Here is a 24,877-nt window from a genome sequence, read left to right as displayed (position 1 = left end):
AGGACTGAACGGCCCAAAACAAATGTGGGAGCGGGCTTGCCCCGCGAAGCGCCGCACGGACGGCGCTCGATCTCACAGGCACCGCAAAATGCACGCCGAACTCAACGCAACTGCGGCCCCTGGAACCCCATCCACATCGCCAGGTGCTCAGCCACGCTGGCACCTACGCGCTTGGAGAAGCGATCGAAAGGCGATTCCTGAACGGTAAAGTCCACCAGCTCCTTCTCGCCAACAATCTCACGTGCCACATAGCTGGCACTGCCCAGCCCATCCACCAAGCCCAGCGCCTTGGCCTGCTCGCCCGACCAGACCAGGCCGCTGAACAACTCAGGATGTTCCTTGTCCTTCAAGCGTTCGCCACGTCCCTGCTTGACCATGGCAATGAACTGCTGGTGCGTGGTATCCAGCACACCCTGCCAGAACCGGGTTTCTTCGGGCTTTTCAGGCGAGAACGGATCAAGGAAGGCCTTGTGCTCACCCGAGGTGTAGGCGCGCCGCTCCACGCCCAGCTTTTCCATGGTGCCAACAAAACCGTAACCGGCCGCCGTCACACCAATGGAGCCCACCAGGCTGGCTTTATCGGCGTAGATTTCGTCCGCCGCACTGGCAATGTAATAGGCACCAGAAGCGCCGAGATCGGCGATGACTGCATACAGCTTGATAGCCGGGTATTCAGCACGCAGGCGGCGGATTTCGTCGTACACGTAACCCGCCTGCACCGGACTGCCACCCGGGCTGTTGATGCGCATTACCACCGCCTTGGTCTTGCTGTCCTTGAACGCCTCGCGCAGGCTCTTGACGATATTGTCCGCGCTGGCGGCCTCCTGATCGGCAATCACCCCGCGCACCTCGACCAGCGCGGTATGGCTGGCACTGCGCGATGCCGCCTTGTCGAAATCCATCAGCGGCGTGAACAACGCCAGGAAGCCGAACAGGTAGATGAAAGTCAGCAGCTTGAAGAAGATCCCCCAGCGCCGCGCCCGGCGCTGCTCCTGCACACTGGCCAGCAAGGTCTTTTCCAGCAGCTGCCAGCTCTTGCGCCCTTCGCGCTCCTCGGGTTCGGCCTCGGGGGCTTTCCATTCGTCTGCCATGCTTACCTACCTTGGAAGTGGAATTGCGGAACCACCCAGCCACTCGCGCAGCTGGGAAAAATGATCGATGCACACCTGCGGACCAAACTCGGCCAGCGCCTGCAGCGGCATGGCACCATAGCCCACCGCCACCGAATGCATCCCGGCATTGCTGGCCATCTGCAGGTCGAATGCCGAATCTCCGACCATCAGCGCACGCGCCGGTTCGACGCCGCAATGGCCGAGGATTTCCTCGAGCATCAGCGGGTGCGGCTTGCCACGGGTTTCGTCGGCAGCACGGGTGATGTCGAAGAACTGCTCCCAGCCATTGGCCTTGAGTACCCGGTCCAGCCCGCGACGCGCCTTGCCCGTAGCCACCGCCAGGCGGTAACCCTCGGCACGAAAGGCATCCAGCGACTCGACCACGCCCTCGAACAGTGGCGAAGGCTGCTGATCCAGCGCCATGTAGATATCAGCATAGTGCTGACGGAAGCTGTCGACCTGCGCAGGTGCCAGGTGCGGGTACAGGGTATGGATCGCCTCACCCAGGGCCAGACCGATGATGCCCTTGACCGCATCCTCACGGCTGGCGACCTCGCCGGCACGCTCGGCGGCGGCATTCATGGCCTCGACAATACGCCCGATAGAATCGGCCAGGGTACCGTCCCAGTCGAAGATCAGTAGCTCATAGCCTTTCTTCATGGATCAGGACGCACTCAGACGTTCAATGGTTTTCGCCCAGACTTCATCCACAGGCGCTTCAAGCTTCAGCTCACCACCATCCGGCAGCGGCACAGTCAGCGCATAGGCATGCAAGAACAGGCGTTTGCCCCCCAGCTCGCGAATTTCGCGACTGAAGTCTTCGTCACCGTACTTGCTGTCACCGGCAATCATGTGCCCCGCATGCAGGGTATGCACGCGAATCTGGTGGGTACGCCCCGTGATCGGACGGGCCTCGACAATGGTGGCGAACTCGCCAAAGCGGCGGAGCACGCGGAACAGGGTCAACGCGTCCTTGCCCTCTTCGTTCACTTCAACCATGCGCTCGCCGGAGCGCAGGTTGCTCTTGAGCAACGGCGCATTCACCTGCTTCTTCGACGTCGGCCAATGGCCGCGCACCAGCGCCATATAGCGCTTGTCGACCCCGTCACCGCGCAGGGCGGCATGCAAGTGGCGCAGCATGCTGCGCTTCTTGGCAATCATCAGCAGGCCAGAGGTGTCGCGGTCCAGGCGGTGCACCAGTTCGAGCTCCTTGGCGTCCGGGCGCAGCTGGCGCAGTGCCTCGATCACACCAAAGCTCAGGCCGCTACCGCCATGCACAGCAATGCCGGACGGCTTGTTCATCACGATCAGCGCCTTGTCTTCGTAGACAATGGCCGCCTCAAGGCGCTGCAGCAAGCCCTGGGCCACCGGTGCCGGCTCGTCACGCTCCGGCAGGCGGACGGGCGGCACCCTCACGATGTCGCCGGCCTGGATCTTGTACTCAGGCTTTACCCGACCCTTGTTCACCCGCACTTCACCCTTGCGCAGGATGCGGTAGACCAGCGTTTTGGGCACGCCCTTGAGGGCCGTGATGAGGAAATTATCAATGCGTTGGCCGGCAAGCTCCGGCGCGACTTCGATCAGCTGAACGCCGGAAGTCGGAGGGGTATTGGTCGTCATTGCGGGATCATAACAATTTTTTATGGAATTGAAGCACTTAATCATTGCTGCTATAGTCGCGAACGCCGCCAAAAGCGGCAGGCCAGCGGCAACAGGCTTTCAGCCGGCCCTGACCAACGCAATTCTCCAGGACGCGAGGCCGTCCTACGGGGTGTTCGCCAGTTTACCGAATTGCCTGGAATCGCCACCAGCGCCGTGTAGAGAAGACCGAAAAAAAACGACAAGCGCGGTGTTTCACCTGCTTACCCGATTCTTTTCGCAGCCCCTCTGCCCGCCCCGTCGCTTCCACGCAACGCACGGCGAATGCTTCGGAAATACCTGCCTTGGATATGAATGGCGCCAGTGCAGTACCTGCAGTGGCGAAAAATGCAACCCGTTGCGGATTCAGCGCGCGGCAGCACCCGAATTATCAGGGATACGTGCAGGGTGGAGATGCACAGCCCTCGGACCGTGTAGCACCGCGTCCGGCCACCAGCCCACTGACGGCTGGCGAGCGGATAAGGTCCTGAACAGATGCCCCCGGGCGTCCACGGCTGAAGGTTGATTCCTCCTCCTGACTGAGTGCACAAGGCCCGCTTGGTTGATTCGATCTCCATTCGAAGCCACCGGGGCCTTGTTGGCACCGCAGCAAACAGGACGCGTCGTCGCGACAACGGCAGGCTGGGCAACTGGCTGGTGCCGAACGTCGCTCGACACGGGGGTGGCCCGGCCACCCTTTGCGCACCTTGGCACCGACCATGAGACGTCGTGTGTGCCGAACGCCGTTTCCGGCAGCCCGGAAACCGACGGTACAACATGAAAAGAATGCTGATTAACGCAACTCAACCCGAAGAGTTGCGTGTAGCCCTGGTGGATGGCCAACGCCTCTACGACCTGGACATCGAGTCTGGTGCGCGCGAGCAGAAAAAGGCCAACATCTACAAAGGCAAGATCACCCGCATCGAACCCAGCCTCGAAGCCGCCTTCGTCGACTTCGGTTCCGAACGTCACGGCTTCCTGCCGCTGAAAGAAATCTCCCGCGAATACTTCAAGAAAGCCCCCGAAGGCCGGGTGAACATCAAGGAAGTGCTCAGCGAAGGCCAGGAAGTCATCGTCCAGGTCGAGAAGGAAGAGCGCGGCAACAAAGGCGCAGCCCTCACCACCTTCATCAGCCTGGCAGGTCGTTACCTGGTGCTGATGCCCAACAACCCACGTGCCGGCGGCATCTCCCGCCGCATCGAAGGCGAAGAGCGCAACGAACTGCGCGAAGCCCTGAACGGCCTGACCGTGCCGGGCGACATGGGCCTTATCGTGCGCACTGCCGGCCTTGGCCGCAGCAGCGAAGAAATGCAGTGGGACCTCGACTACCTGCTGCAGCTGTGGACTGCCATCAAGGAAGCGTCCCTGGACCGCGCTGCGCCATTCCTGATTTATCAGGAAAGCAACGTCATCATCCGCGCTATCCGCGACTATCTGCGCCAGGACATCGGCGAAGTGCTTATCGACAGCATCGATGCCCAGGAAGAAGCCCTGACCTTCATCCGCCAGGTAATGCCGCAGTACGCCAGCAAGGTGAAGCTGTACGAAGACAGCGTACCGCTGTTCAACCGCTTCCAGATCGAAAGCCAGATCGAAACCGCCTTCCAGCGCGTGGTCGACCTGCCGTCCGGTGGTTCGATCGTGATCGACCCGACCGAAGCCCTGGTGTCCATCGACATCAACTCGGCGCGGGCCACCAAAGGCAGCGACATCGAAGAAACCGCCCTGCAGACCAACCTGGAAGCGGCCGAGGAAATCGCACGCCAGCTGCGCCTGCGTGACATTGGCGGCCTGATCGTCATCGACTTCATCGACATGACCCCGGCGAAAAACCAGCGTGCCGTGGAAGAGCGCGTACGCGAGTGCCTGGAGGCAGACCGTGCCCGTGTTCAGGTCGGCCGCATTTCGCGCTTCGGCCTGCTGGAAATGTCCCGTCAGCGCCTGCGCCCATCGCTGGGCGAAAGCAGCGGCATCGTCTGCCCACGCTGCTCCGGCACAGGCATCATCCGTGACGTCGAATCGCTGTCGCTGGCCATCCTGCGCCTGATCGAAGAAGAAGCCCTGAAGGACCGCACCGCCGAAGTACGCGCACAAGTGCCGATCCCGGTGGCCGCATTCCTGCTCAACGAGAAACGTAACTCGATCACCAAGATCGAACTGCGCACCCGCGCACGCATCATCATCCTGCCGAACGATCACCTGGAAACCCCGCACTTCGAAGTCCAGCGCCTGCGCGACGACAACCCGGAAGTGCTGAACAACCAGTCCAGCTACGAGATCGCCGCCACCGAGACCGAAGAGGCACCGCAGCAGACCGCCACCCGCACCCTGGTTCGCCAGGAAGCGGCGGTCAAGACCGCACCGGCCCGCACCAGTGCGCCAGTACCGGCTGCTGAAGAGCCACAGGCTGTCGCCCCGGCTGCCCCAGCCCCGAGCGCCCCAGAGCCAAGCCTGTTCAAAGGCCTGGTGAAGTCGCTGGTCAGCCTGTTCGCCGGCAAGGAAGAACCTGCTGCTGCGCCGGTCGTCGCCGAGAAACCGGCTGCCGAGCGCAGCCCGCGCAACGAAGAGCGCCGCAACGGCCGTCAGCAGAGCCGCAACCGCAACGGCCGCCGTGACGAAGAGCGCAAGCCGCGTGAAGAACGTGCCGAGCGCGCCCCGCGCGAAGAACGCCAGCCACGTGAGGAGCGTGCACCACGCGAAGAACGTGCACCACGTGAAGATCGCGCCCCACGCGAAGAACGTGCACCACGTGAAGATCGCGCCCCACGCGAAGAGCGTGCACCGCGCGAAGAACGCGCCCCACGCCAGCCGCGCGAAGACCGCCGCAGCAACCGTGGCGAAGAACGCGTACGCGAGCTGCGCGAGCCGCTGGATGCCACCCCGCCAGCCGAACGCGAAGAGCGTCAGCCACGTGAAGAGCGTGTAGCCCGTGAAGAACGTGCTCCACGTGAAGAGCGCGCACCTCGCGAAGAACGTGCCCCGCGTGAAGAGCGCGCACCTCGCGAAGAACGTGCCCCGCGTGAAGAGCGCGCACCTCGTGAAGATCGCGCCCCACGTGAAGAACGTGCTCCGCGTGAAGAACGCGCACCTCGCGAAGAACGTGCCCCGCGCCCACCGCGCGAAGAGCGCCAGCCACGTGTAGCGGAAGAAGCGGCCGAGCAGGCTGCCGAACTGGCCGAAGAGCAACTGCCGAACGAAGAGTTGCTGCAAGACGAACAGGAAGGCACCGATGGCGAGCGCCCGCGCCGCCGCTCCCGTGGTCAGCGTCGTCGCAGTAACCGTCGTGAGCGCCAGCGCAACGCCAATGGCGAGTTGATCGACGGTGGCGAAGAGGACGAAGGCAGCGAAGAGCAGCCACAACAGCACAAGGCCACCGAGCTGGGTGCCGAACTGGCCGCCGGCCTCGCCGTGACTGCCACTGTTGCCAGCAGCAACATCAGCGCCGACGCCGAAGCCCAGGCCAACCAGCAGGCCGAACGTGCCACCGCCGAAGTCGCTACCGCTGCAGAGACCGACAACCGCGAGGCCGCCCAGCCGGTCGAGCAAGCTGAAAAGGTCGAGCAGGTCGAGGCCGTCGCCAAGGCTGAAGAAGTTGTCGTGGCCCCAGTGGTCGAGCAGCCTGTCAGCCAGCCGGTAATCGTGGCCGAGGTCACTGCCGAGCCAGTGGTCGAAGTTGCTCCGCAGCCAGTGGTTGACGAAGCACCTGCAGCCGAGCCTGCGATCATCGCAGAGGCACCTGTTGAAGCGCCTGCCGTCGAAGCGGGTGAAATCGAACAGGCTCCGGCCGTGACTGACACCGCTCCAGCTGCCGAGCAGCCTGCACCGGTTGTCGAAGCCCAGCCAGAAGTGGTGGCCGAGCCTGCCCCTGTGGTGGTCGAGCCTGCGCAAGTCGAAGCCCCGATTGAGGCAGAACCTGCCACTGTCATGCTGGCCAACGGCCGCGCGCCGAACGACCCGCGTGAAGTGCGCCGCCGCAAGCGTGAGGCCGAGGCCGCTGCCAAAGCCGCCCAGGAAGCTGCTGCAGCCCCCCAGGAACCCGCCCTGGAAGCCGCCGATGAGCACAAGCCTCATCACGGTTGATAGCCAAGGCTGAATGAAAAAGCCCCGCCAGTGCAAACTGGCGGGGCTTTTTCTTGGCTTGACGCTTAATGTCAATGCTGGCTGCCGCATTTGTAGGAGCGGCATCTGCACCGCCTCAGTAAAGGTTAGGCTCCATCTCCAGCTCCACCCCGAACCGCTCCAGGATATCCGCCTGGATCTGCCGCGCCAGCGCATGCATCTGCGCCCCGCTCGCCTGGCCGTAGTTCACCAGCACCAGCGACTGCAAGCGATGCACGCCCGCATCGCCATCACGATGGCCCTTCCACCCCGCCTGCTCGATCAGCCAGCCCGCCGCCAGCTTCGCCTGACCATCGGCCTGGGGATAAGCCACCACTGCCGGGTGTTTCGCACGAATACGCTCGACTTGCTCCGCAGACACCACCGGGTTCTTGAAAAAACTCCCGGCATTGCCGAGCTCCACCGGGTCTGGCAGCTTTTCGCGGCGAATGCTGCAAATGGCATTACTGATCGCCTGCGCGGTCGGTTCGGCTACACCCTGCTCCGCAAGGCGCTGACGCACCGGACCATAGTCCAGGTGGGCCTGCAGGGTGCGGCTCAAGGCAAAACGCACGCGCAGGATCAACCAGCGCCCGGGGTTGCGCTTGAACAGGCTGTCGCGATAACCGAAGGCACATTCTGCCAAACCAAAGTCATGCAGTTCGCCAGTCTCACGGTCCAGGGCCGTCAGGCCGGCAAACACGTCCTTGATCTCCACCCCGTAGGCGCCCACGTTCTGCATCGGCGCGGCGCCCACCGTACCGGGGATCAGGCTGAGGTTTTCCAGCCCGCAATAGCCCTGCGCCAGTGTCCACTGCACGAACGGGTGCCACGGCTCACCGGCCTCGGCCTCGACCACGATGTGTTCGCCATCGTCACTGAGCACGCGGCAGCCACGGCTGGCCATGTGCAGCACCAGTGCATCGACATCGCGGGTCAGCAGCAGGTTGCTGCCGCCGCCGATCACCAGCACCGGCAGACCTCGCTGCTGCGCCTGGCACAGCGCCTGTCGCACCTGCTGATCATCCTGGGCCTGGCTGAAAAAACGCGCCTTCACGTCGATGCCGAAGGTGTTAAAGGGTTTGAGCGAAACCTGCTCCTGCCACTGCACTGTCATAGGCGGCCCTTGATTTCCAGCACCAGTGCCTGGCACGCCGCCTCGACCAGGTCGAGCACCTGCTCGAAGCCATCGGCGCCACCGTAGTAAGGGTCAGGTACTTCATCCAGCACTGAGCCATAGCGGCGCAGGAACAGGTCGAGTTCGCCCGCTGCAGTGGGCGGGCGCAAGGCGCGCAGGTCGCGCAGGTTGCTCTCGTCCATGGCCAGCACCAGGTCGTACTCGGCAAAATGCGCTGCCTTGACCTGCTGGGCACGCTGCGCTGAGAGGTCGTAACCACGTGCCAGCGCTGCCTTGCAGGTGCGGCTGTCTGGCGCCTTGCCAACATGCCAGTCGCCGGTGCCGGCAGAGGCCACGTGCACCCGGTCGGCAAGCCCGGCGGCCTGCAATTGATGGCGCAGCACGCCTTCGGCGGTGGGCGAGCGGCAGATGTTGCCCAGGCACACGAACAAAACGCGCATCAAGCCTCCAGCAAGCGCCGTACGCGCTCCAGGTCTTCAGGGGTATCAACGCCTACGGCTGGCGCCTCGATGGCGTCCTCGACGTGAATGCGCACGCCGTGCCACAAGGCACGCAGTTGCTCCAGCGCTTCGGTCTGTTCAAGCCAGCATGGGCCCCAACCGACAAAGTCCTGCAGAAAGCCGACGCGGTAGGCGTACATGCCGATGTGGCGGCGATACGGCACGCCTTCGGGCAGCACATTGCGGTCGCTGGCAAAGCCATCGCGGGCCCACGGCAGCGGCGCACGGCTGAAAGTCAGGGCCAGTCCGTTCTTGTCGCTCGCCACCTTGACTGCATTGGGGTTGAACACGGTTTCCGGCTCATGGATCGGCTCGGCCAGAGTAGCGATGCCGGCCTCTGGATGCGCAGCCAGGTTGGCCGCCACCTGGTCGATGATCACCGGCGGGATCAGCGGCTCGTCGCCCTGCACGTTGACCACGATGGCATCAGCCGGCAAGCCCAGGTGCACAGCCACTTCGGCCAGGCGGTCGGTGCCCGATTCATGGTCGGCGCGGGTCATCAGCACTTCGGCACCGAACGCCTGGCAGGCCTCGAAGATACTGGCGTCATCGGTGGCGATAACCACACGGCTCGCGGCACTTTTGCGTGCCTGCTCCCACACGTGTTGCACCATCGGCTTGCCGGCAATCGGCAGCAGCGGCTTGCCTGGGAGCCGTGTGGAGCGCAACCGGGCGGGAATCACCACGGTGAAGTCCAGGCTCATTTGTCCAGACGCTCGTCGTCGGTCAGGGTGCGCGCCTCGCTTTCCAGCATGACCGGAATGCCGTCGCGGATCGGGTAGGCCAGGCCGGCGCCCTTGCTGATCAGCTCGGTCTTGTCGGCACTGAGCTTGAGCGGGCCCTTGGTGATCGGGCAGGCCAGGATGTCGAGCAGTTTAGTGTCCATTGGAGGCTTCCTTTAGGCCAGGTGGCCGGAAATTGAAAACGGGCTCAGGGCTTGCGCAGCAGCCGCTGCAGCTGGTTGTCGAACCAAGTGCTGAACGCTGGCGTGGGCTGGGCCTCGACGGCCAGGTACCACCAGTCGTCAGCGGCGAAGGCTCGGCATTTCACCGCATCCTTCTCGGTCATCACCAGCGGCAGCGGCGGGCTGAAAGCCAGGCTCCGGGCGCTGAACTGTGCATGGTCGGCGAAGGGATGCGGCACCGGCTGCCAGTTTAGCCCCAGCAGGGTATTGAAGAAACGTTGCGGATTGCCAATACCGGCCACCGCGTGCAGGCGCTGGCCTGGTGGGAAATGGTCGAGGGTACGACGTTCGCCGCTGCGCACGTTGACCAGTGCGGACGGTTGCAGGCAGAAGCCAAAACCATCGGCGCGGTCGGCACTGGCACCATTGAACAGCACCGCGTCGGCGCCTTGCAGGCGCTCGACGGGCTCGCGCAACGGGCCGGCAGGCAGGCAGCGGCCATTGCCCAGGCCGCGGGCGGCATCGATCAGCACCAGCTCCAGGTCGCGGGCCAGGCGATAGTGCTGCATGCCGTCGTCGCACAGGATCAGGTCGAGCGGTTCGCTGGCCAGCAACGCCTGCACGGCGCGGGAACGGTCAGGGTCGATCATCAGCGGCACGCCGGTGCGCTGCACGATCAGCAGCGGTTCGTCGCCCGCCTGTTCGGCCGGCTGGTCGGCCTGCACCCGCCAAGGCAGCTGTGGTGGCTTGGCACCATACCCACGGCTGACCACACCCACCTTCAGCCCCTGTTGGCGGCAGTGTTCGATCAGCCAGAGGATCATCGGCGTCTTGCCGGTGCCGCCCACGGTGATGTTGCCCACCACGATGACCGGCACTGGCGCCCGGTAACTGGCACTTTCGCCACTGAGAAAACGTGCCCGCTTGCGGGTGACCACGCGGCGGTACAACGCCTCCAGCGGGCGTAATAGCGCCAGGGCGGGGTGCCCGGCGTACCAGGCGGCGAGCAAACCGTCGGCGAAAGGCATCAAGGCGTGCCCTGTGCCGCCTCGACGGTGGTCATGCGCAACTGGCTGAAACCGAGCTTGCCGGCGGCATCCATTGCGGTGACCACAGCCTGGTGCGGGGTCTTGCCGTCGGCGCTGATGGCCAGCGGGAGCGTGTTGTCACCGCCCGACTCACGCTCGATGGCCTCGCTCAAGGTGGCCAGGTCGCTCTTGGGCAGCAGGTGGTTGTTCACCGAATACACGCCTTCGGCGCTGATGGTGATTTCCACCAGCTTGTCCTGGTCGGCTGGCGCCTTCTCGGCGCTGGCAGCTTCGGGCAGCTCGACACGCAGTTGTGTCTCGCGGGTAAAGGTAGTGGTGACCACGAAGAACAGCAGCAGGACGAACACCACATCGATCAACGACGCCAGGTTGATGTCGACGTTCTCCCGCTGACGATTGCGCCGGAACTTCACGCCTTGCCTCCGGCCACTTCCACTTCACGGTCGCCCTGGATCACTTCCACCAGCTTGATCGCCTCCTGTTCCATGCCCACCACCAGCTCATCGATGCGGCGCAGCAGGAAGCGGTGGAAGAACACTGCCGGGATGCCGACCATGAGGCCGGCCGCAGTGGTGACCAGGGCCTTGGAGATACCACCGGCCAGCACGGCCGCATTGGCGGTCATTTGCGAGCCCATGAAGGCGCTGAAGATGTCGATCATGCCCAGCACGGTGCCCAGCAGGCCCAGCAGCGGCGCCATGGCGGCGATGGTGCCGAGCGTGCTGATGTAGCGCTCCAGTTCGTGAATGACGCGCGAGGCGGCTTCCTCGATGCACTCTTTCATGATTTCGCGGCCATGACGCGAGTTGGCCAGGCCAGCAGCAAGGATTTCGCCCAATGGCGAATCGGCGCGCAAGGCCTTGAGCTTGTCACTGGTCAGTTGCTTGTCCTTGATCCACATCCATACCTGACCGAGCAGGTGCGGCGGGGTGACGCGACTGGCGCGCAGGGTCCACAGGCGCTCGACGACGATAGCCATGGCAGCGATGGAACTCAGAATGATCGGCAGCATCATCCAACCACCGGACTTGACCAATTCCCACACAGTAAACGCCCCTTCGCAAAAAGGCCGCCACTCTACCATAGGACCGCCCGAGGGCTCATCTGCCGGAGGTCAGGGAATTGGCGTGCCGGGCTGGGAAGCGTACTCCGTTACAAGTGTGGTGCCTGTGAGATCGAGCGCCGCCCGCGCGGCGCTCGATCTCACAGGCGCTGAAAATACCATGGCATGCACCTGCCTGCCTCCCCCTCACTCAGCTCGAACCCGCCAAAACCGCCGCTGCCCCCTGATACCCTCAACCTCTTCATGCCGCCCCAACACCAACCGCAACGCCCCCTCCACCGCCGTGTCATGCACCGCCAGACCATGCCGCTGATAACGCTCCATTACCTGCACATGCGGGTGCCCGAAGCTGTTGTTACGCCCTCGCGAAATCAATACCCCGCGCGGCGCACTAGCCCGGATGAACGCCTCGGTGGACGAACTGCGGCTGCCATGATGCGGTGCCTGCAACCAGTCGATACGCGGCATTTCTGTGTCCGCCAGCCAGGCCCGTTCGGCCGCAGCTTCCATATCCCCCGCCAGCAGCAAGCGCTCGCCCTGCGCCTCTACCAGCAAGACACAGGAACGGTCATTGCTACTCTGCCCGTCCGCCCAGCGCCATAGCGAAAAGCGCACGCCATCCCAGTTCCATTGTTCGCCACTGGCACAAGGCTGCAACGGCACATCATCCAGCGCTTCCCCACCGATCAGCCGCCTGACCGGCAGCCCACGCTGTATGGCCGCAGCACCGCCCGCATGGTCGGCATGCGCATGGCTGATGACCATCAAGTCCAGGCTGTCCACCCCCAGCTTGCTCAAGGTCGGGAGCACCACCCGCTCGCCCAGGTCGGTCTCCCCTCTGGCCGGCCCGGCGTCGTACAGCAGGTTGTAATGCCGGGTACGCAACAGCACCGCCAGCCCTTGGCCAACGTCTAGCTGCCAGACCTCGACCTGGCCGAGCGGCACCGGCTCCGTGGGCACCCACAGCGCCAACAACATGACCCCACCCAACCCCCGCAAAGGCACGCCACGAGGCAGCAGCACCAGCAGCGCACCCAGCAATACCAGCAGCCAGGCCCACAACGGCAAGGCCGGGGCCAGCCACGCCGGGCGCTGATGCGCCACCAACGCCAACAGCCGGAACAGCCCATCCAGCAGGCCACCCGCCAGCCACAGCAACGCTTCCCCTACCCCACCCAGCGGCAGCAGCAACGTCCCCAGCAACGCCAACGGCAACACCGCCAGGCTAACCCATGGCACCGCGACAAGATTGGCCAGCGGCGCACTCAGACTCACCGGTAAACCTGTGGCCAGCAACACCGGCAGCAAGCCGATGGCGATCACCCATTGCGCGCGCGTCCAGGCCTGCCAGGGCCGCCAACCGCCCAAACGGCCGCTGAAGCAGTAGATGAGCGTGGCCACTGCGGCAAACGACAGCCAGAACCCAGGCAGCAGCGCCGCCAAGGGTTCGACCAGCAGCACCGCGACCAGCGCCAGCAATAGCGGCAGCATTGCGCCGAGGTGGCGAAAACGCAGGCGCCACAACAGCACTACCGCCAGCATCAGGCAGGCACGCTGCACCGGTACACCCGCACCGGCCAGCCAGCCGTAGGCCAACGCCGCCGCCATGGCCAGGGCACAGGCACAGGGCAGCCACGGCAACCGGGCGGGCCACAGCCCCCAACGCGCCAGCCCGGCCACCAGGCCGTACAGCAGACCGGCCACCAGGCCGATGTGCTGGCCAGAAATAACCAGCAAGTGCACCGTACCGGTGGCCTGCAACGTCTGCCAGTCCTCCCGGGCCAGGCCAGCGCCGTCACCCAGCACCAGTGCCACCAATGCGGCCTGCCGGCCATTGGCTTGGACCACCAGCAAGCGCTGACGCAGCGCATCGCGCCAACCACCGCTTACCGGCGCCAGTAGCTGCCCGGCTTTTACCGTACCGGTGGCGCCCACCCGCCGCGCCAGCAGTTGCGCCTCCCGGTCGGGCCCATGTGGGTTGAGCAGCCCGGCCGGGCGCTGCAAGGTCACCGCCAGCCGCCACTGCTCGCCCGCCCGCAGCGGCGGCCCATCGAACCAGCTCAGTTGCAGCCGTTGCGGCAGTTCGGCCCGCCGCGAGCGTGCCGCCTCCAGCTCGAAGCGCACGCCCTGCGCAGTTCGCGCTGGAAGGCCGACCACCCGCCCCTCCAGCCACAAGGTGCGGCCGTCCAGGCCGGCAGCCAGGCGATCGTCAAGGGCCTGCTGGGCAGACCAGCACGCCCAACACAGCCCCAGCACAAAACAGCCCAATGGCCAAACGCGGGTAAACACGCTGACGGCCGCGCAGGCAGCCAGCGTTATCAACCATCCGACCGATGGCAATGCGGGGAAAAGGCCCGGGCACAACAGCCCGAGCGCGAGCGCAAACATCCCTGTGCGCATGAGGTAGAGCTCCAGAAGGTAAATCACCCCCTGAGGCATAGCTCAATTGCCGGCAACGCTTGCTCAACAATTGTCACAAACTCTAAACGAGGCCGAGCAGGATTAAAGGCATACTGCCCGGGTCAACGCTCCGGGAGCCTACATGCCGCGCCGACTTTTCAAACGCTACATGCCGGACCCGACCAGCATTCGGGAACACAAGTCCTTACGCTTTTTCGGCAAGCTGCTGCACGACCCCAACCTCTGGCACCTGAACCGCCACTCGGTGGCGCGGGCCATGGGGGTGGGCCTGTTCGCGGCGCTGATTCCCATCCCCATGCAGATGCTGCTGGCGGCGGCGCTGGCAATCCCGGTACGCGGCAACCTGCCGATCGCCGTCAGCCTGGTGTGGCTGACCAACCCGCTGACCATGCCGCCGGTGTTCTTCGTCACCTACATGACCGGCGCCTGGCTGATGCAGGTGCCGCCGCGCACCTTGCCCGACGAATTGACCTTCGAGTGGATCACCGACCAGCTTGCCACCGTGTGGCAGCCGTTCCTGCTGGGTTCGGTGGTGTGCGGGGTGGTGCTGGGCATCGTCGCCTACTTCACCACCCTGCTGTACTGGCGCTGGTGGATTGGCCGGCAGTGGCGCCGGCGCAAGCTCCGTTGCTCATGCACGCATGCCGCGGCCGCTGACCAGCAGCCGGATGCACAACGCGTAGAGCACAGCGGTGGCCACCAGCATGAAGGTGATCGCCGTGCCAATGCTGATATCCGACACCCCTAGGATGCCGTAGCGGAACGAGTTGACCATGTGCAGCACCGGGTTTGCCAGCGATACGGTCTGCCAGAATGGCGGTAACAGGTTGATCGAGTAGAACACCCCGCCCAGGTAGGTCAGCGGCGTCAGCACAAAGGTCGGAATGATCGAGATATCGTCGAAGTTGCGTGCAAACACGGCGTTGACGAACCCCAGCAGCGAGAAGATGGTGGCCGTCAGCAGCACCACGACCACGGTCACGCCCAGGTGGTGCACCTGCAGGTCGGTAAAGAACATCGACAGGATGGTCACGATCACACCGACCGCCAGGCCGCGCAGCACGCCCCCCAGCACATAGCCGACGAGAATGGTGTGCGGCGACACCGGCGACACCATCAGCTCTTCGATCGAGCGCTGGAACTTGCTGCCGAAGAAGCTCGACACCACGTTGCCGTAAGAGTTGGTAATCACCGACATCATGATCAGCCCCGGCACGATGTACTGCATGTAGGTGAAGCCACCCATATCGCCGATCTGCCGGCCGATCAGGTTACCGAAGATGACGAAGTACAGGACCATGGTGATGGCAGGCGGCAGCAAGGTTTGCGGCCAGATGCGCAAGAAGCGCCGCACCTCGCGGTAGACGATGGTGTTCAGGGCGACCCAGTTGGTGCGCAGTTCCACACTCATACGGCCACCTTCGACAGGTTTTTTTCCACCAGGGACACAAACAGCTCCTCAAGTCGGTTGGTCTTGTTGCGCAGGCTCTGCACCTCGATGTTCTGCAGCGCCAGCTGGCCGAACAGCGCGGTAATGCCAATGTCCTTGTCCACCTGCACTTCAAGGGTGTGCGGCGTCAGCAGGCGGCATGGGTAGCCCTGCAGGGCCGGCGCCTGGGCCAGGTCCTGCCTGAGGTCGAGGACGAAGGTCTCGACATGCAGCTTGCCCAGCAGCTTGCGCATGCTGGTGTTCTCGACGATGGTGCCGTGGTCGATGATGCCGATGTTACGGCACAGCTGCTCGGCTTCTTCCAGGTAGTGGGTAGTCAGGATGATGGTGATGCCCTTCTGGTTGAGCTCGGTGAGAAAGCTCCACATCGAGCGGCGCAACTCGATGTCTACCCCGGCGGTCGGCTCGTCGAGGATCAGCAGGCGCGGCTCGTGGATCAGTGCACGGGCAATCATCAACCGGCGCTTCATCCCGCCCGACAACGAGCGCGACTGCACATCGCGTTTGTCCCACAGGCCGAGCTGGGTCAGGTACTGCTCGGCGCGTTCCTTGGCCAGCTTCGGCGGGATACCGTAGTAGCCGGCCTGGGTCACGACGATGTCGAAGGTTTTCTCGAACTGGTTGAAGTTGAATTCCTGCGGCACCACACCCAGGCAGCGCTTGAGCGCCGCCGGCTCACGGTCCAGGTCATGGCCGAACACGTTGACCGTACCGCTGGTCTTGTTGACCAAGGTCGAGAGGATGCCGATGGTGGTGGATTTGCCGGCGCCGTTGGGGCCAAGCAAGGCGAAGAAGTCACCTTCGGCAACATCCAGGTCGATGCCCTTGAGGGCCTGGAAGCCATTACCGTAGGTCTTGGTCAGCTGTCGGATGGACAGGGCAGAACTCATAGCGGGTCACGTACCGAATAAAGAATGGTTCAGGACACGCCAGGCGAAGTCACTGGCGCAGTGAGTGCGGCCATGGTGCAAGGCCATGCCGCACAAGTACAGTCACATCTATTGATAATGACTATCGAAGCAGGTTCAGGTCAGTGCAGTCATCACTGCCGCCTGGTAGGCCGGGCGCTGTTTCAGACGTTGATACCAGGCTTCGAGGTGGCGCATGGCCGGGCGCTCGATGGGCATTTCAAACCAGGCATAGACAAAGCTACCCAGTGGGATGTCGCCCATGCCGATCTGGTCACCGGACAGGTAAGGTTGTTTGGCCAGGGTTTCGTCAGCAATGGCCAGCAACTGGGCACATTGCTTGTGCGCGGCGTTGATCGCCACCCAGTCGCGCTGGTCTTCAGGCGTGCGCAGCAGGCCCCAGAACAGCGGGCGGAACGGGGTGGCGAGTGACGAGGTTGTCCAGTCCATCCACTTGTCGGCCAGGGCGCGCTGGCGCGGGTCGTCCAGGTACCAGCCCTGCTCCGCGCCGTATTCGGCGCACAAGTAGCGGACGATGGTATTGGATTCCCACAGCACCAGGTCGCCATCTTCGAGCATGGGCACCAGGCCGTTGGGGTTGAGGGCGCGGTAATGCGGTTCGTTGACCACACCGAAAGCGCCGCCGGCGTCGATGGACTCGAAATCCAGGCCCAACTCGTGGGCGATCCACAGCGCCTTGCGCACATTGCTCGAATTCTTGCGGCCCCAGATCTTCAGCATGGCGACGTCCTTATGAATGCGGAGATCGTGCAGTCTACTCCAGACCTTCGCCGCCTGTACCGGCCTCTTCGCGGGGCAAGCCCGCTCCCACAATCAATACGTTGTTCAATGAGAGCGGGTATGCCTGCAAAGAGGCCGGCACTCACGAACAAATGAACTGAAACTCCCACCGCCACACTCTGTCACTGTTCTGAAGCTGCCGTTCACAGCATTGCGTCTAAGCTGTCTGGGACGGCTCAAGCCCTTGGTTCCAAGGAGGACCGATTATGTTGCTGTTGTGGTTGGTAGTGCTGGTGATCGGCGCGGCGTACCTCACGCACCGGCGCCTGGCGCCCTTGCAGATTCTCGGCATCATGGCGGCCTATGTGCTGCTGATGGGCATTTTCAGCAGTGCCCCTGGCTGGCTACTGGCCCTGATCTGGGTGGTGCTGGCCCTGAAGATCGCTTTGGTGGCACTGCCGGAGTGGCGGCGCAAAGTGTTTACCGCTCCGGTGTTCCGCTGGTTCCAGCGCACCCTGCCACCCATGTCGCAAACCGAGCGCGAAGCCATCGATGCTGGCACGGTCTGGTGGGACGGTGAACTGTTCAGCGGCCGCCCAGACTGGCGCACCCTGCTGGCCTACCCGGCACCAAAGCTGACCGAAGAAGAGCAGGCGTTCATCGATGGGCCTACGGAAGCACTGTGCGCCATGGTCAGCGACTGGCAGATCGGCCAGGACCTGGACCTGCCGCCCGAAGCCTGGCAGCACATCAAGGAGAACGGCTTCTTCGCCCTGATCATTCCCAAGGAATACGGTGGCAAGGGCTTCTCTGCCTACGCGCACTCGCAGGTTGCGATGAAACTGGCCACACGCAGTGGCGACCTGGCCTCCACGGTCATGGTGCCCAACTCCCTCGGCCCGGCCGAACTGCTGCTGCATTACGGCACCGATGAACAACGCAACCACTACCTGCCACGCCTGGCCCGCGGCGATGAGATCCCCTGCTTCGCACTCACTGGCCCCCTGGCCGGGTCCGACGCGGGCGCCATGCCCGACACCGGCATCATCTGCAAGGGCCAGTGGCGCGGCGAAGAAGTGCTGGGCCTGCGCCTGAACTGGGAAAAGCGCTACATCACCCTGGGCCCGGTCGCGACTTTGCTGGGCCTGGCATTCAAGGCCTACGACCCGGACCACTTGCTGGGCGAGCAGGAGGAACTGGGTATCAGCCTGGCCCTGATCCCCACCGACACCCCCGGTGTCGAGATCGGCAAACGCCACCTGCCGCTGGGCGCGGCCTTCATGAACGGCCCCAACAGCGGCAAGGACGTGTTCGTGCCGCTGGACATGCTGATAGGCGGCCAAGCCATGCTCGGCAAGGGCTGGATGATGCTGATGAACTGCCTGTCGGTAGGGCGCTCCATTTCCCTGCCAGCGGTCGGCACTGGTGCGGCCAAGTACACCAGCCTGGTCACTGGCCAGTACGCGAACATACGCGAGCAGTTCAACGTGCCGCTGGCGGCCTTCGAGGGCATCCAGGAATCGCTGGCACGCATTGGCGGCAACGCCTGGTTGATGGACAGCGCTCGCCTGCTGACCGCCAAGGCCGTGGACCTGGGCGAGAAGCCTTCGGTGCTGTCGGCAATCCTCAAGTACCACCTTACCGAACGTGGGCGCGAATGCATTCAGCACGCCATGGACGTGCACGGCGGCAAAGGCATCATCATGGGCCCCAACAATTACCTGGGTCGCAACTGGCAAGGGGCGCCGATCTTCATCACGGTCGAGGGCGCGAACATTCTCTCGCGCAACCTGATGATCTTCGGCCAGGGTGCCATCCGCTGCCATCCATTCGTGCTGAAGGAAATGGCCTTGGCCGGGCGCGAAGACCGGGAGCAGGCACTGATAGAGTTCGACGACCTGCTGATGAAACACATCATGTTCGCAGCCGGCAATGCCGCCAGCACGCTGGTGTTCAACCTGGGCCTTGGGCACCTCGAGCCAGTACCTGGGGATGCCTTGAGCCAAGGTTACTTCCGTGCCCTCAACCGTCAGGCCGCCGCCTTCGCCCTGCTGGCTGACCTGTCGATGATGCTGCTGGGCGGTGCGCTCAAGCGCCGCGAACGCCTTAGCGCGCGCCTGGGCGATGTGCTCAGCTACCTGTACCTGTCCAGCGCCGCGCTCAAGCGCTATCACGACCTGGGCTCACCCGAGCATATGCAGCCCTTGCTGCGCTGGGCCATGGAAGAAAGCCTGGGCCAGGCGGAAAAAGCTCTTGATCAGCTGCTCGACAATTTTCCTAACCGTTTCGTTGGCTGCGCACTACGCCTGCTGGTTTTCCCCTTCGGCCGCCGCCACACCGGGCCAAGCGACGAACTGGATGCCGAGATCGCGGCCCTGATAGGGCGCAGCAAGGGCGATCCGGCGCTGGAAGAGCTGCTGGCGGGCTGCTTCAGGCCGCAGGCCAAAGGCGACCCGGTGGCGCAGCTGCAACGGGCAAGCGATTTGCTGGATGAAACAGCGCCCGCGCGCAAGGAACTGCATCAGGCGCTGAAGGACGGCAAAGTGAAGCCTCGACATGGGCAATCGTCAATCGACGCGGCAGTTGAGGCGGGCATCCTTCAGCAGAGCGAGTGCCAGCGGCTGCAAGCGTTGGAAGCCGCGCGAAGACTGGTGATCGATGTGGATGCCTTCGACCCACAAACGCTGCTACCAACCAAAGGCCAAGTGCGCTGACTGCACACTGCACGCGCTCCCGGCAACGCCGGGGGCGCGCATTGGTGTGGCTCATTGCAGATCCACCAACTGATCGACAGCTAGCGGCGGCAACACGGCGACCGCCCAGTACCATCTACGGTTATCCGACTCGACGGCCAAAATAGCCGAACAGCCACGCAAATCCGTACCAGGGGTGTACAGGCCCTCTTGAGAAACCGAGCCGTTGCCCGCCAACACCGTCCACTCAATATCTGCGGGGTCGACAACCTCCTCGACATCGTTTTTGTTAATGAAACACAGTGACAGCTGCAGCTTCCCCTGGACCTTCCCCAGGCGTAAGAAATGAGTGGGTGTCATGTTGAAGATAAGAAAAGCTGCGGAAGCTGACGCCCCACCGCCATCAATTTGTGCGATGTCAATATTTACCGGGACCAGATCGCCTGCCTTCAAGACGGCCAAGGGTACGGTTTTACTGTCGTCGTCAGGCGTCACACTCGATGCTGGCAGGACGGGTGGCGATTTATAGAACCATACCCCAGCCTCGCGCTGCAAAGTACCGCGGACGTCTCCTATCAAAGAGACGCCTGCGGGGTGAGTCATTGCCACCTGCATGGGGTAACGCACCGATCCGCGCTGAACCACCGTGATGATCGGATTGATGTCCTTTATTGCATCCAGCGGTTCAGCACGTACTGTGATCGCATCCGGTAAAGACAGCCTTGGCAAGAAGATCATCTGGTAGATCTCTTCTGAAATGGGCTGCCACTGCCCTGCCCTGAGCGTCTGATAGGGATAGATGATATAAGGCAGGTTCAGTAGCCACTCGCTTTCTGCGTCCCCGGGAACGCGCTTCGTGGCCATGCGCACCTGGACCATGAATGAGTGGTTTTTATCGTGTTCGACCCGATGAACTGGAGTCGTTGGTACAGCAGATCGCAACGTGTCGCGTATTGCTTGCGAAAACGAAAAATACAGTACGAGCTCTTCACTATAAATAATTGGCTTGACGACGGTGAGTTTGAACGAAGCATTGGCAAACAGTGGCGAGTTGTACTGTTGCCTACCCAAACTCATGAGGGAATCATTGATACTACGCAGCGCCTGCGCATATCTGGCAGCCATAAGCGTATCGTCCTGGCCATCTCGAATCAGGTGGTAATCAGCAGCAGGCACGTCGCTAAGCACCACTAGCCCGTCCGGCCGATAGGTGCCCTCACGTTCAGCCAGGAGGAAATCCGCCCGCAATAGCGCGTCACGGCTGGGTTTACTGACCTGCATGACGCTTCTGACGGGCACACCCGAATTCTTGCTCATGATCAATTCGACAGCTTCCGAGAGCACACGGGACAACGATGCAGAAGCCGCTGAACCCGCAGTGCTACCCACAGCAAGCAAAGGAGCCCCCACTACGCCGTAGGACCTGAACCAGGTCTGGCCAGGGGTAATGATCGTTTCAAGCATCAAGGGCTGAGAATCAGTTTGCTCGTGTGCTTTAGCCAACGCAGTGTTCAGTTGGTTTACGCTGACCATGATCAGCCCGTCCCACCCATTCAGTTCAGAGGACGATTGGTTGTGTTCGTTATCCATCGCCATGCTCGCTCTCCCAGGTCAGGTGTAAGCGAACACTAGACCCGCCTCGCTGAGCCCTACAACTGGCAAAACTATCAGTACGTGCCCCTGCTCGTCGGTCACGCGTATACTTCAACCTCGTTTTTTACACCCCGAGGACCGCCTTATGGCCAACCCACATCTGGAATACCACCTGCAACTGCTGAACCACCTGCGCACTATCCTGGTGGCACTGGGTGAAGCCGAGCAGGTACCGCAGGAGAGCCACGGCCTGTTCCTCGAACGCTTCGACGAAATGCTCACCCTGCTGCCGCAAGACCCGCTGGAAAGCCAGTATCTGGGCCAAGACCTGCTCTGCCAGGTAGTCCAGCGCTACCCTCAAATTGCCCACTTGGTGCCACGCGACCTGTTGTGGTTCTTCGGTGGCGACTGCCTGCACTACATGCCCGACGAGGAACTCGCGCTGTATCAACAACTTGAGGAACTGCGCTACGAAGCCGGTGAACGCGGCGAACCTTTCGACTGGCACCAGCACAAGCAACTGCTTAGCCTGTCAGGTAACAGCCAGAACCAATGACCGGGGGCCCCTGCTAGTGGTAGGGGTCTGTCGAAAATGCCCATCGGTTTGCATGACTCGACCTACAGCCCCAAGCAATCACCATCCCTACCCTGTACGGCGCACTGGATAAATACAGAAAGTGCCGTGCGTTTGGCGCACGCCAACCAACAGCGTAGGAAGCACATCAATGAAGATAGCCATCATCCCTCTGGCACTGGCGTTCGCCAGCACTGCCGCCATGGCAGCACCGGCAACAGGCACTATCAATTTCTATGGCGCAGTGACCGATGGGGGCCCATGCCCCATCGAGGTGGTTGACCCCGACTCCGGCGTCCCTGCCCGCGTTGAACTGGGCCATCCATACACAAGCCACTTCAAAAACGTCGGCGATAAGACCGAGCCTCGTCAGTTTGCCCTCAAGATCACACCCAACAGTGAGTGCAGTATCCCTAGCGGCACGGAAGTGGATGTCACTTTTAATGCCGTAGGCAGCCCTGTTGGCCCAGCAAGCGACCTGTTCCCGCTCGTGGCTGGCGGTACCTCGACCCCGGATCTCGCCATCTCGATCCGCGACAAGACCGATACCCGCCTCGCCCCGGGAGAAACCTCGGCGAGGTACCTGCTGGACGAACTTGCTCCCACGCTCATGCTGTTCTCCGCCCATTACGAGGCCATCAGCACACCGGTCAAGGAAGGGTCTGCGCTCGCCAACGTGAATTTCGTCGTTAACCTTCCATAACGCAGCACGCCGGGTGCGCCAGCACCCGGTCCTTGCTCTCAACCGCCAGGCTTACACAATGTCATTCACTTCTCCCCGGCTGCGCTCTGCCGCCTGTCTGTTCGCGTTGCTCGGCTGCCTGAACAGCGCTCACGCAGCTCTAACACTCAGCAACAGCCGCATCATCCACGAAAGCGACAAGAACAGTAGCTCCGTCACAGTCGGCAATCCCAGTACGAAAACCTACGCGGCGCAAGCGTGGGTCAACACCGAAACGGACGACACCACCACGGCCGTGCCGTTGATCGCCTCTCCCGCCCTGTTCCGCATACAACCGGGCGATGAGCAGTCGGTACAGATCAACCGCCTGCCCAATGACCTGCCGCAAGATCGCGAGTCGCTGTTTTTCTTCAACCTGCAAGAAATCCCCCAGGCCGAGGCCAATGAGCGTAATACCCTCAACATCGCCTTGCGCACCCGGATCAAGCTGTTTTACCGGCCGAGCCAGCTCAAAGGCAACCCGCAAACCCACCTCAAAGACCTGAAGTGGTCAGTGCAGCGCCTCGAGGGCCAACTGCGCCTGGTGGTCGACAACCCCTCGCCGTTCCACTTCACGTTCGGCATGCTCGAAGTCAAGGGCAAGGGCAAGACAGAACCGCTCAAAGGGCGCGAAATGGTAGCGCCGTTCGGGCGCCAAACCTACACGCTTGCCAGCACCACGGAGTCGGACGACCTTTCATTGACGCTCAATGCGTACAATGATTACGGCGGGATCACGCCAGCCATCACGGTGCCTCTGCCCGTCGCGGTCCAGTAACGCGGCCATTCATAGTATGTTCATCCAGAGCCTGCCAAAGTTGGGCAGTAGTGGCCAGGTTGTACCATTGTCGTAGCTGAGCTTGGCGGTGACCTCCAGCTGTGAGCCGGGAACCAACTGGCGGAGGTATGACAGCGGAATAGGCACTGGCACGCCGCTACCGATACCTTCGGCCACATCGGTTTCAGACAACTTGTAATTGACCAGAATAGGGTGGAGTACCTGGCCGTTGCGGGATAATCCCTCTGCCTGGAGCGATACCCGTTGATCGACGCTGATGTGCAACCACGTTCCCAGCGTGACCAAAGGATCCGAGGTCAACCCTCCTACGTCCAGGTTGCCTCCTGAGCGTCCGCCGAGCTGTGGCGTAGGCATATTGGCCGTTGGAGTAGGGGTCACTTTGACACTGCGTGTATCTGAAGGCAGTGGCTCGTCACCCACCAGCACCCGGTAGTACAACTGTGCTTGCTTGCTGGCCATGGCCACCACATTACGCAACGGAACGGCGTAATCGTTCTTTCCTGGGACGCCTTCCTCACGCCAGGCGCCGAAGCACTCCTCGTCGCCCCAGAGCAACTCGAATGCCTCACCCGGTTTTATGACCGCAGCCTGCGGAATGCTCACATCAAGCGCGGCGTTGAGCTTTCTCAGCTCCAGCTCGGCCGACTGGCCCAACAACGGCACTTCCAAAGCCGGCAGTACACGCGGCGCCGGCTGCGCAGCGACCTCCAGGACCGATGGCGTCGCGACCTGGCTGGCATTACCAGCGCGATCCTCGATGAGGTACTGCGCATAACGCATCCCATCCCCTCGATCAACGATCACGTCGCCTGTGTAGGCAAACTCCAAAGGTTTTGCAAGGTCCTCGCGGGTGAGCACCCAACGGTCGACCTCGTTGTTTTCAAACGGTTCGCTGTCCCAGTAATAGATGATGACATCCCCCGGCGCTGCGCCCTGGTAGTCAGGCATCAGGGCCAGCAGACGATTACCGTGGGTGAGCAGGAAATCTTCCGTCAGGTCGCTGTCACCCAGTTCGGGAAACTGCAAACGCCCATTGTTGGCGCCCAGCACCGGCGGGGTCTTGTCGACTGTCAGTGTGAGGTCATCTGAACGCAGTTCGCTGGCGTTATAGACATGCCCCACATAGTGAAACTGCAACGTGCCTTCGCTGAAGCAGTCGGGCGTGATTTCCACGAAACGTTCACTTTCTGGTAATGGCTGAGTCCATCTCCTGTCGCCTACCTTGACACCCTCACAGAAAATTTCGACCGACTCGGGTTCCGTCGGCGTCGGCCTGGAATGCTGCCACAACGTGAACTCGAGACGCACAGGGTCGGCCAATGCCTTGATGGGCATCAGGTTCGGTACACCCCCCGGGATGTTCGGCAGAGCAGCGGGGGCGGTGGGCGCCGGCAGGGCATTGGCGACCCTCACTCGAACGATGTCTGCATTATCCATAGCGGTCTCCTGGCTCAATGGCGAAAAAAAAGGGTAGG

22 protein-coding genes are annotated in these 24,877 nt (G+C 62.7%); 6 read left to right on the top strand and 16 right to left on the bottom strand.

What is annotated here, in order from left to right:
- Positions 1–101: 101 nt before the first annotated feature.
- Genes OZ911_RS07220 through rluC form a run of 3 tightly spaced genes read right to left on the bottom strand, consistent with a single transcriptional unit; the run spans position 102 to position 2,732 of the window.
- Entirely contained in the window at positions 102–1,091 is a 990-nt protein-coding gene (locus OZ911_RS07220; protein WP_016485483.1) for a S49 family peptidase, read from the bottom strand.
- Positions 1,092–1,097: 6 nt separating this feature from the next.
- On the bottom strand, positions 1,098–1,772 hold the full coding sequence (locus tag OZ911_RS07215; RefSeq protein ID WP_016485482.1) for an HAD family hydrolase: 675 nt from the start codon (positions 1,770–1,772) through the stop codon (positions 1,098–1,100).
- 3 nt (positions 1,773–1,775) lie between these two features.
- The gene (rluC, locus tag OZ911_RS07210; protein WP_024718201.1) at positions 1,776–2,732 is read right to left on the bottom strand and encodes a 23S rRNA pseudouridine(955/2504/2580) synthase RluC; all 957 of its coding nucleotides are present in this window, start codon (positions 2,730–2,732) and stop codon (positions 1,776–1,778) included.
- Between the two features lie 795 nt (positions 2,733–3,527).
- On the opposite strand from rluC, the gene rne reads away from it, so the two are divergent.
- On the top strand, positions 3,528–6,830 hold the full coding sequence (rne, locus tag OZ911_RS07205; RefSeq protein WP_023048423.1) for a ribonuclease E: 3,303 nt from the start codon (positions 3,528–3,530) through the stop codon (positions 6,828–6,830).
- A gap of 115 nt (positions 6,831–6,945) precedes the next feature.
- Here rne and murB read toward each other — a convergent pair whose 3' ends face one another.
- The 8 genes from murB to OZ911_RS07165 all read right to left on the bottom strand — a co-directional run bounded on the left by murB (position 6,946) and on the right by OZ911_RS07165 (position 13,902).
- A complete protein-coding gene (gene murB / locus OZ911_RS07200; RefSeq protein WP_016485479.1) occupies positions 6,946–7,965 on the bottom strand; it encodes a UDP-N-acetylmuramate dehydrogenase in 1,020 nt (339 codons plus the stop codon).
- Entirely contained in the window at positions 7,962–8,426 is a 465-nt protein-coding gene (locus tag OZ911_RS07195; protein ID WP_023048424.1) for a low molecular weight protein-tyrosine-phosphatase, read from the bottom strand. Before OZ911_RS07195 ends, murB begins: the two co-directional genes overlap by 4 nt.
- Positions 8,426–9,190, bottom strand: coding sequence for a 3-deoxy-manno-octulosonate cytidylyltransferase (gene kdsB / locus OZ911_RS07190; protein ID WP_023048425.1), 765 nt, complete (start codon positions 9,188–9,190; stop codon positions 8,426–8,428). Before kdsB ends, OZ911_RS07195 begins: the two co-directional genes overlap by 1 nt.
- Positions 9,187–9,372, bottom strand: a complete 186-nt coding sequence (locus OZ911_RS07185; protein WP_003247142.1) for a Trm112 family protein — start codon at positions 9,370–9,372, stop codon at positions 9,187–9,189. The genes kdsB and OZ911_RS07185 overlap by 4 nt, the downstream gene beginning before the upstream one ends.
- A 44-nt stretch (positions 9,373–9,416) precedes the next feature.
- On the bottom strand, positions 9,417–10,418 hold the full coding sequence (gene lpxK, locus OZ911_RS07180) for a tetraacyldisaccharide 4'-kinase (protein ID WP_016485477.1): 1,002 nt from the start codon (positions 10,416–10,418) through the stop codon (positions 9,417–9,419).
- Complete coding sequence (pocB, locus tag OZ911_RS07175; protein ID WP_016485476.1) at positions 10,418–10,852, bottom strand: flagellar polar localization protein PocB; 435 nt, start codon at positions 10,850–10,852, stop codon at positions 10,418–10,420. The genes lpxK and pocB overlap by 1 nt, the downstream gene beginning before the upstream one ends.
- Positions 10,849–11,484 carry a flagellar polar localization protein PocA gene (gene pocA / locus OZ911_RS07170; RefSeq protein ID WP_016391244.1) on the bottom strand — a complete coding sequence of 212 codons (636 nt, stop codon included), beginning with the start codon at positions 11,482–11,484 and terminating at the stop codon, positions 10,849–10,851. Before pocA ends, pocB begins: the two co-directional genes overlap by 4 nt.
- Before the next feature lie 204 nt (positions 11,485–11,688).
- The gene (locus OZ911_RS07165) at positions 11,689–13,902 is read right to left on the bottom strand and encodes a DNA internalization-related competence protein ComEC/Rec2 (RefSeq protein WP_070086756.1); all 2,214 of its coding nucleotides are present in this window, start codon (positions 13,900–13,902) and stop codon (positions 11,689–11,691) included.
- Positions 13,903–14,044: 142 nt separating this feature from the next.
- On the opposite strand from OZ911_RS07165, the gene OZ911_RS07160 reads away from it, so the two are divergent.
- Positions 14,045–14,671 (top strand): DUF2062 domain-containing protein, encoded by a 627-nt coding sequence (locus tag OZ911_RS07160; protein ID WP_016485473.1) that lies wholly within the window; start codon positions 14,045–14,047, stop codon positions 14,669–14,671.
- On the opposite strand, the gene OZ911_RS07155 is transcribed toward OZ911_RS07160, so the two are convergent.
- The 3 genes from OZ911_RS07155 to OZ911_RS07145 all read right to left on the bottom strand — a co-directional run bounded on the left by OZ911_RS07155 (position 14,555) and on the right by OZ911_RS07145 (position 17,022).
- Entirely contained in the window at positions 14,555–15,334 is a 780-nt protein-coding gene (locus OZ911_RS07155) for an ABC transporter permease (RefSeq protein ID WP_016485472.1), read from the bottom strand. The two genes, OZ911_RS07160 and OZ911_RS07155, sit on opposite strands and share 117 nt — an antisense overlap.
- Complete coding sequence (locus OZ911_RS07150) at positions 15,331–16,263, bottom strand: ABC transporter ATP-binding protein (RefSeq protein ID WP_016485471.1); 933 nt, start codon at positions 16,261–16,263, stop codon at positions 15,331–15,333. Before OZ911_RS07150 ends, OZ911_RS07155 begins: the two co-directional genes overlap by 4 nt.
- A gap of 135 nt (positions 16,264–16,398) precedes the next feature.
- Positions 16,399–17,022 (bottom strand): glutathione S-transferase, encoded by a 624-nt coding sequence (locus OZ911_RS07145; RefSeq protein ID WP_023049045.1) that lies wholly within the window; start codon positions 17,020–17,022, stop codon positions 16,399–16,401.
- Between the two features lie 266 nt (positions 17,023–17,288).
- Here OZ911_RS07145 and OZ911_RS07140 point away from each other — a divergent pair, with 266 nt between their 5' ends.
- Positions 17,289–19,736: an acyl-CoA dehydrogenase gene (locus OZ911_RS07140; RefSeq protein ID WP_070086757.1), complete on the top strand. Its 2,448-nt coding sequence runs from the start codon at positions 17,289–17,291 to the stop codon at positions 19,734–19,736.
- 51 nt (positions 19,737–19,787) lie between these two features.
- Here OZ911_RS07140 and OZ911_RS07135 read toward each other — a convergent pair whose 3' ends face one another.
- Positions 19,788–21,311 carry a hypothetical protein gene (locus OZ911_RS07135; RefSeq protein WP_016485469.1) on the bottom strand — a complete coding sequence of 508 codons (1,524 nt, stop codon included), beginning with the start codon at positions 21,309–21,311 and terminating at the stop codon, positions 19,788–19,790.
- Positions 21,312–21,453: 142 nt separating this feature from the next.
- Here OZ911_RS07135 and OZ911_RS07130 point away from each other — a divergent pair, with 142 nt between their 5' ends.
- The 3 genes from OZ911_RS07130 to OZ911_RS07120 all read left to right on the top strand — a co-directional run bounded on the left by OZ911_RS07130 (position 21,454) and on the right by OZ911_RS07120 (position 23,381).
- Positions 21,454–21,864: a PA2817 family protein gene (locus OZ911_RS07130; RefSeq protein WP_016485468.1), complete on the top strand. Its 411-nt coding sequence runs from the start codon at positions 21,454–21,456 to the stop codon at positions 21,862–21,864.
- 169 nt (positions 21,865–22,033) lie between these two features.
- Positions 22,034–22,585 (top strand): fimbrial protein, encoded by a 552-nt coding sequence (locus OZ911_RS07125; protein WP_016485467.1) that lies wholly within the window; start codon positions 22,034–22,036, stop codon positions 22,583–22,585.
- 58 nt (positions 22,586–22,643) lie between these two features.
- Entirely contained in the window at positions 22,644–23,381 is a 738-nt protein-coding gene (locus OZ911_RS07120; protein WP_016485466.1) for a fimbrial biogenesis chaperone, read from the top strand.
- A gap of 9 nt (positions 23,382–23,390) precedes the next feature.
- Here OZ911_RS07120 and OZ911_RS07115 read toward each other — a convergent pair whose 3' ends face one another.
- Complete coding sequence (locus OZ911_RS07115) at positions 23,391–24,839, bottom strand: hypothetical protein (protein WP_023049044.1); 1,449 nt, start codon at positions 24,837–24,839, stop codon at positions 23,391–23,393.
- Positions 24,840–24,877: the final 38 nt, after the last annotated feature.

This window comes from Pseudomonas fortuita (genome assembly GCF_026898135.2).
Taxonomy (GTDB): Bacteria; Pseudomonadota; Gammaproteobacteria; order Pseudomonadales; family Pseudomonadaceae; genus Aquipseudomonas; species Aquipseudomonas fortuita.
Note: the sequence above shows the minus strand (reverse complement) of the source record. Positions and strands in the feature narration are given on the sequence as shown.